Source organism: Psychrobacter sp. Ps6 (assembly GCF_022129235.1).
Taxonomy (GTDB): Bacteria; Pseudomonadota; Gammaproteobacteria; order Pseudomonadales; family Moraxellaceae; genus Psychrobacter.
Genome location: NZ_JADQAI010000030.1, coordinates 1 through 4,124, shown reverse-complemented (window position 1 = coordinate 4,124; position 4,124 = coordinate 1). Strand labels below are relative to the sequence as shown.

Genomic DNA, 4,124 nt, shown 5'->3' with positions numbered 1-4,124 from the left:
AATGTAGATATTAGTGAAAATGACTGAATAATTGGTAGAATATGCGCAATTTTTCTAGTTCAAGATAACTCGTCATGAAACAAGCAGAACAACACTTATTAAAAGATCTTGAAGCTTCTTTGTGGGCTAAACATGCTAGTAAATCATTATATATTGAAAGGTTAGGTGACACTTCTCTACCTACGTTGCTTTCGGGCGAAATCGAGTTAAACCTCGCTGAGGTTAACGCGAATGACTGAACAACTATTGACTGCCATTGAGTCTGGTAATTTGGCGTTATTGAACGATGTGCTTGAGCAACAGCCAGAGTTAGTGAATACGGTTTTTGACGAACAACAAGCTACACCATTTGAGCTTGCCTTGAAAAATGGGTTTTCGGCACTCGCTGAGAACATCATGAACAGTGACGGTTTTGATATCAATCATGCAGGTCATAACCCACTTCGGTTGGCGATTGAACTCGGTTTCTTGGATATCGCGAAAACACTGTTACACAAAGGCGCAAACCCGAACTATCGACCACAACAAATGAGCAGCGCATTGTTGCTTTGTTTAGACAATGAATATTTTGAACTCGCTGAGTTGATGGTCGAAAAAGGCGCTGAAGTTAACGTTCGTAACGACAAGGGTTGGACACCATTGATTTGGGCATCAATGAAAGGTCGGATCAAAGCGGTGGAATTTCTGCTTAAGCACGGAGCTGCTGTCGATGTTTGTAACAATGATGGTTGGAATGCGGTGACGGGCGCTTACTTTAAACAACGCTTAGAAGTAGTTGATAAGCTCCTTGCGCAAGGCGCGGTATTCAGTGCTAAGTATTCTGAAGCTGCGATGCTGTCAGCGTATCAAAATGGGCATATCAATATCGCGAAGAAGCTGCTGGCCGATGGCGTTAATCCCGATGTTGAAAACGAAGATAAAGAAACGATGTTGATTGTCGCTATTACTAAAGGTGATGATGACATGATCAAAGCGTTCGTTGCCGCTGGAGCGAATCCGAACGCAAGAAATAAAGATTCAGATCCTGCGTTATCATTGTTGGCTCAAAATGGTAAAAATGAACTCATTGCGTTGCTGATAGATAAAGGTGCAGATATCAACCTTCAGAGTCAATCTGGAAGAACTGCTGCTTATTGGGCTGCTAGTTATAACCAAGTATCAACATTGGAATTTCTCTATAGTAAAGGTGCCAATCTTGACTTGCGAAATAAGAATGGTTGGTCGCCTTTGATGGTTGCAGCAGACAATTGTTATTTTGAGTCAGTTGATATGCTACTTGAGTTAGGGGTAAATACTGAATTCAAGACCGAAAATGGAAATGCTGCACGTGAATTAGCAGGTTTGGAATATAAAAGAAGCACTTCTGGAAGCAAGCGAGAGACTTATGCAAAAAAAATAATGGCACTAATTGATGGAACTCGCCAGCAATGATAGCTCAACGCTCTGTTTTTGATGCTGTCCGTCGTGGTTATAACGAGCTTGAACTTGCAAGTAACGATGAGATTCTTGATTACTTTGCTGATGTTAACCCCGACGCTATGTTGGGGCATATCAGCAACATCAAAGGCATTGTCTTTGAGCAAGAGGTTGTCACTGCACTTAATGAGCAAGGTATAGATGCCATGCTCTTTGAAGCTACTAATCATCCCGTTTCTGATATTGCACTCATGACTGATGGTGATATTGCGGCTGAAGTGCAATTAAAAGCGACTGACAGTGTTGCTTATATCAACGAGACATTGGCTGAGAACCCAGATATCCCAATTATTGTGACTAGTGAAGTCGCTAATGGCTTCGATAGTGCAATGGTGATTGACTCCGGGATAGATAATGTAGCTTTGGGTGATGCAGTGTCAGAGGTATTAACGGGTGAAATAGCCAACCATGTCGGTGAATCTGTAGTCAGTGACGTTGCGAGCGAGGGACTCGCTGAGCTTGTAGCCGATGTAGCCTTGCCAATTAGCCCTATTGGTATTATCGGTGCCTTATTTGGATTACCATTTTTGTAAGGATGAGTGATGGCGATTATCTATCCGTCATTAGAAAATATATCGCGTTTAAAAGTAAAACCAACCGAAGGAGAGTTTTGGATAGTTAACTATTTAAACGAAAACTTAGATGAAAGCTATGAGGTTTTTTTCAACCCTTTTTTGGACGGTGACAGACCTGACATTATCATTTTAAAAAAAGATGTTGCCATTTTGGTTATTGAAGTAAAAGACTATGAGCTGAAGAACTACAATGTTGATAGTTTTAACAAGTGGTCGGTAGTAAGCCACCAAGGTAGCAACCCGATATCATCGCCACAGTCACAAGCATTTACCTATAAAAATAACTTATATCAACTACATTTGCCCGTCTTAGGTTTGGGTTATTTGTCTAATCGTAATTTTTTTAATCTAGTTCAGCCATTAGTGTATTTCCATAAAGCGAACAAATCTGAAATCGATGGTTTTTATAAAAAAGCTGAAAATGAAAATAGAGAAAGTGCCAGACTTTTATTTGAACAAAAAAAAGCTAATAAAATCTCGATTGAACAATACAATCGAAAAGCCGAGGGTATTGATTCAAGCAGGAAGAAACTGGCCAGAGACAAGGCGATGTCTTATGGCTCTGATATGTTGCCAAATTTAGTACGTAAGATTAAGAGCTATGGCACCCACGTTCTTTTTGATGAGCGTGTGTATGATGACTTTAAACGACGATTAGAGCCTTGTGATCACGTACTAAAACAAGGTAAGAAAATTCCCTTAGATGCAAAACAGGAAAAGTTGATCGTAAGTTCGGAATGCAAAGAAAAAATTAAAGGTGTTGCTGGTTGTGGTAAAACAACAATCATCGCGAATAGAGCAGTAAACGCTCATTCTAGGCATGATTCAAAAGTGTTGATAATCACGTACAACATCACTTTAAAGAACCTTATCAAGGATAGAATTAGTGATGTGTTAGGTTATCGAGATAATGAAAATTATGCGGTTACAAATTACCATCAGTTTTTTAACTCTCAGCTTAATGCAACAGGTCAAAATATTGAAAGTCTCATTGAGCAATATGGTTTAGAGAAGATGTACTCAGTCGATTGTTTCGCTGAACACGATGTATATCAATACCAAACGATATTACTTGATGAGGTACAAGACTTTGAAAGTGACTGGGTGAAAATCATTCGGGATAACTTCTTAGCAAACGATGGCGAAATGGTTCTATTTGGTGATGAGTCTCAAAATATCTATGCTCGTGATAACGAAAGAGCAGCGGTTGTCGCTCAGGGTTTTGGGCGTTGGAATAAATTGAAGCGTTCATATAGAACTAGTTTAGATTCATCTCTGAATCAGGTGTTCAAGTCTTTCCAGCAAAATTATCTTGTCGAAAAGTATGCTGATACAGAGCTGCTTGAAACAGCACAGGCTCAATTGGGAATGACTTTTGAGCTTCTGAAATACCATCAGGTAAACCAGAATTGGGAGAATGAAGCATTTGAATTGATTCAAACCTACGTCAGAGAGCATAACCTACATCCTAATGATATTGTCATACTTGCTTCGAATGTATATTTGGCACGTCGATTGGCTGATAAGTTTAATGGTGTTGAAAAAACACATTGTATGTTTGAAACGTATGATGAATTATCACAACTGTCGCGAATGTATGACTCCAATTGTGATGCTGAGAAACTTAAGTCAATGTCTGAGATTGAGTTAAATACGTTTATCAAGAAGTACCCAAAGTTAAAGCAAGATTTAGAACGTGCTCGTCGTATGAAGAAAAATCATTTCTATGCGAATAGTGGCTTGATTAAAGCGTCCACCATTCACAGTTTTAAGGGACTGGAGTCCAAGACGGTATTTTATTTAATGGATGAGAAAGACACGCCAGAGTTAGTTTATACATCCATCACAAGAGCCTCAGAAAATCTTGTTATTTTAGATAAGAGTGATACAACCCCATACTCTGATTTCTTTTCGGGAGTGATGAACAACACAGGTGACCTATTTTGAAGATTAAGGATGAATAGCACAGTCTTGTTTACTACACTGTTAGAAATATTAGCAATAGAAGCCATTTAGTTGACCCTGTAAATAATTCTGTGTAACTGTCGAGGTTACATGTACTCAGAGAGTCGG

3 protein-coding genes are annotated in these 4,124 nt (G+C 39.2%); all 3 read left to right on the top strand.

The window, feature by feature from the left end; genetic code table 11:
* Positions 1-231 precede the first annotated feature (231 nt).
* Genes I3255_RS13240 through I3255_RS13230 form a run of 3 tightly spaced genes read left to right on the top strand, consistent with a single transcriptional unit; the run spans position 232 to position 3,998 of the window.
* On the top strand, positions 232-1,431 hold the full coding sequence (locus I3255_RS13240; protein WP_238039230.1) for an ankyrin repeat domain-containing protein: 1,200 nt from the start codon (positions 232-234) through the stop codon (positions 1,429-1,431).
* A complete protein-coding gene (locus tag I3255_RS13235) occupies positions 1,428-2,009 on the top strand; it encodes a cytochrome P450 (protein ID WP_238039229.1) in 582 nt (193 codons plus the stop codon). Before I3255_RS13240 ends, I3255_RS13235 begins: the two co-directional genes overlap by 4 nt.
* A gap of 9 nt (positions 2,010-2,018) precedes the next feature.
* Positions 2,019-3,998: an NERD domain-containing protein/DEAD/DEAH box helicase gene (locus tag I3255_RS13230; protein ID WP_238039228.1), complete on the top strand. Its 1,980-nt coding sequence runs from the start codon at positions 2,019-2,021 to the stop codon at positions 3,996-3,998.
* The last annotated feature ends 126 nt before the right edge of the window (positions 3,999-4,124 follow it).